Source organism: Clostridioides sp. ZZV15-6597, from assembly GCF_020657815.1.
Classification (GTDB): domain Bacteria; phylum Bacillota; class Clostridia; order Peptostreptococcales; family Peptostreptococcaceae; genus Clostridioides.
Window position 1 is genome coordinate 1 of the sequence record NZ_JAGWCT010000200.1, and the last position, 2,753, is coordinate 2,753.

Annotated in this window: 4 protein-coding genes; all 4 read right to left on the reverse strand. The window is 22.0% G+C overall.

Annotated elements, in window-relative coordinates; genetic code table 11:
• Window positions 1-29: 29 nt before the first annotated feature.
• Window positions 30-515: a hypothetical protein gene (locus KGF52_RS20745; RefSeq protein WP_227841481.1), complete on the reverse strand. Its 486-nt coding sequence runs from the start codon at window positions 513-515 to the stop codon at window positions 30-32.
• Between the two features lie 13 nt (window positions 516-528).
• Entirely contained in the window at window positions 529-1,533 is a 1,005-nt protein-coding gene (locus KGF52_RS20750; RefSeq protein WP_227841482.1) for a hypothetical protein, read from the reverse strand.
• 120 nt (window positions 1,534-1,653) lie between these two features.
• Window positions 1,654-2,424 carry a hypothetical protein gene (locus tag KGF52_RS20755; protein ID WP_227841483.1) on the reverse strand — a complete coding sequence of 257 codons (771 nt, stop codon included), beginning with the start codon at window positions 2,422-2,424 and terminating at the stop codon, window positions 1,654-1,656.
• Between the two features lie 26 nt (window positions 2,425-2,450).
• Window positions 2,451-2,753 (reverse strand): hypothetical protein (locus KGF52_RS20760; protein WP_227841484.1); only part of this gene is annotated, 303 nt, incomplete at its 5' end.

The following is a 2,753-nucleotide window of genomic DNA, read 5'->3' on the forward strand; positions in this document are numbered from 1 at the left end:
CTTTAGTAAAGAGTAGCTGTTTTTTATTTTTAAATTCTTTTTTTCTGTACTGTAAATCCTCTTTTTAATATTAATTGTTTGCATAGTTTTTTTATAGATTTTATTAATATCTCAGGGAATTGACTATCAATAGAGTAAACTAGTAAAGTTGATTTGTCTTCATCAAAATCAACTGGGATACTTATATTAATTGATTTTTCAACTAGCTTTTTGTTTTCTACATGATAACGTAAACTTACTAGATATGTAAAACTATCATACTTATAAAAAAGCGTATCTCCAGAATCTAGAATTTCAGATATAGTCATGTTGTTTGCAAGAGCATAATCTTCTAATAATACCATTCTTTTTCCAAGTTTTAAATATGGAGAAACTAGTTTAAATTCATCATCTAAAGCAATTATTGATTTTATAGATATGTGATTTTTATTTTTTAATTTGTTTAAAGAACTTTCTACATAAGGGTTATCATTAACACTTATACATTTTATATCTGAAAAAATATTAGTTAACATTTAATCACCATTTTCAACTCCATCCTTTTATAATATCTTTAAAGTTTAATTTAGTTACTTCTTTTAATAGAGAGTGAGTAATTGGGAAAACCTCTTGAATAGAAATATCATTTTTAATAGCAACTCCTATTCTATATTCATTTATATTATAAAACATAAAGGAATTTTTTTTATTAACATAATTTGCATCATCTTCAAGACTTTGAGATATCATTCCAATAAAACTCATCATTATAGGTTTTACATAATACTCATAATAATTTGATTTATGTGGGTTTTTAATTTTATCTTTAAAATTTTTATTTCTTATTTTAAATGATTTAGATAATTTACCATCAAGTAAACTATCATCAAATGTACCTGATAATATTTGGTCTAAATACAATTCTTCTAAATCTATATCTAAATCTTTAAAAAATAAACCTTCTTTTAGATTTTCAATCATAAATTCACATTCAGTAGGATTGCCTTTTTTTATACTTGATAAATAAGCTATATGAGCTAAGTTCTTCTTCTCATAATAATAGCCTTTATACCCTGTAGGGATAGTAAAATCTAATACATACTTACTAAATAGATTAGGTAGTTTGTTATAATTAGATTTATTTTTTTTTGAAATACTTTTTGATTTATGTATACTTCTTATTGTCTCTAAATGTTCTATTATAGTTTCGGATGCAATATAATATATCACTGGCATTAAAGCATCATCAAATAAATTATTTCTATTTTCTATTATATTTCTGATTATTATAAGTCGCTCAATTGAATAATCAAGTTCAAAGGTTAAATTATTGTTTAAAAATAATAAATATTCTTCACCTAAAAATTTTCTTAAAATTGACTTAGCTTCTGTTATATCATATATATCATCTTGGAAAACTCTTGTTTTATCAATTATAGAATTATACTCATCTAAAATATCAAAATTTTTGATTTTATTCTCATCTAGAAAAAATCCGTTTTTTCTTAAGTAGTTATCTATTTTTAAAAAATTGTCTATATACGTATTAACCATAATCAATCCTCAAGTGAAATAATTTGTAATATATTCCACATTATGTTATTAATACTTAATAATTTTAATAACATATCCTTTCTATTTATAATTTTACTTCACATAATATTTAATTAATTCTTAATTTGAAATTTTGCTTTCAAGCGACTTACTTAAGTATGTGTAATTTTCATTTATTGTTGAGCTATAGTGTTGTATAGCTAGATTATAAGTTTTATCTATATAGGTTTCTAAATAGGTTAAATTAAAATTAAATATATAGTTCTTGTTTATCCAATGATTTAAAATAAGTTTTATTTCTTTGTTGAAATTAGAACTATATTTTAGACCTAATATATTGTAACTGTATTTTTTATATTGATAAGGTATAACATAAATATATATAGATTCTCCATCTTGTTTTATTAGTTTAAATCCATTATAAAATTTATCTACTTTTTTTGAAGTTAATATTAAAGCACATATATTTATTTTATATACATATTTTTTAGGAATTATATATATGTAAGATTTTTCTTCATTTTCTTTTTCAATACAACCTATATAATTAAATTTACTGTTTTTAAAATTATTTAGCTTTGTTTCATTAACTATTCCAATAAAAATTTTACTTGCAATTAAAGCACAATGTTTACTTATATTTTTATTGGTAGTTAATTTTTTTTGGTCACTTAAGTCTAATAATTCAGCTTTTGAATTATTTAATAAAGAAAAATATTTTTTTTCAATTCCCATAACAAATATTATTGGATTTGATGGGATGCCTTCAATTAAATTAGGTAAGGGCGGTATTGTTATAGAATCTAATGGTATATTCAAATGACCATTTCTCCTATCATTTATTAATGCTTTAAATTCTCCAAAAAATAATAAATCTGAATTTGTGGCCATTATAACCACTCCCAACTAAATTTTATTTAATAGTCTGTTTGTTTTTTAGCAGAGCTAATTAATGTTAATAGACTTGCTGCTGGAGGTTCAGTACTTTTCTCTTCCATATTGTTATCATCTTCATCACTGTCATCTAAAATTTCTATTTTTTCTTCTTCACTACTTTCTTCAGAACTATCATTATATTCTAGTATTATATTATGTTCTTGTGTAGTATTATCATCTAAAGAACTATTATTATCTTCTTGTTTTTGTATTATATTACTATCATCTAAAGAACTGTTATTATCTTCTTGTTTCTGTATTATATTACTATCATCTAAAGAACT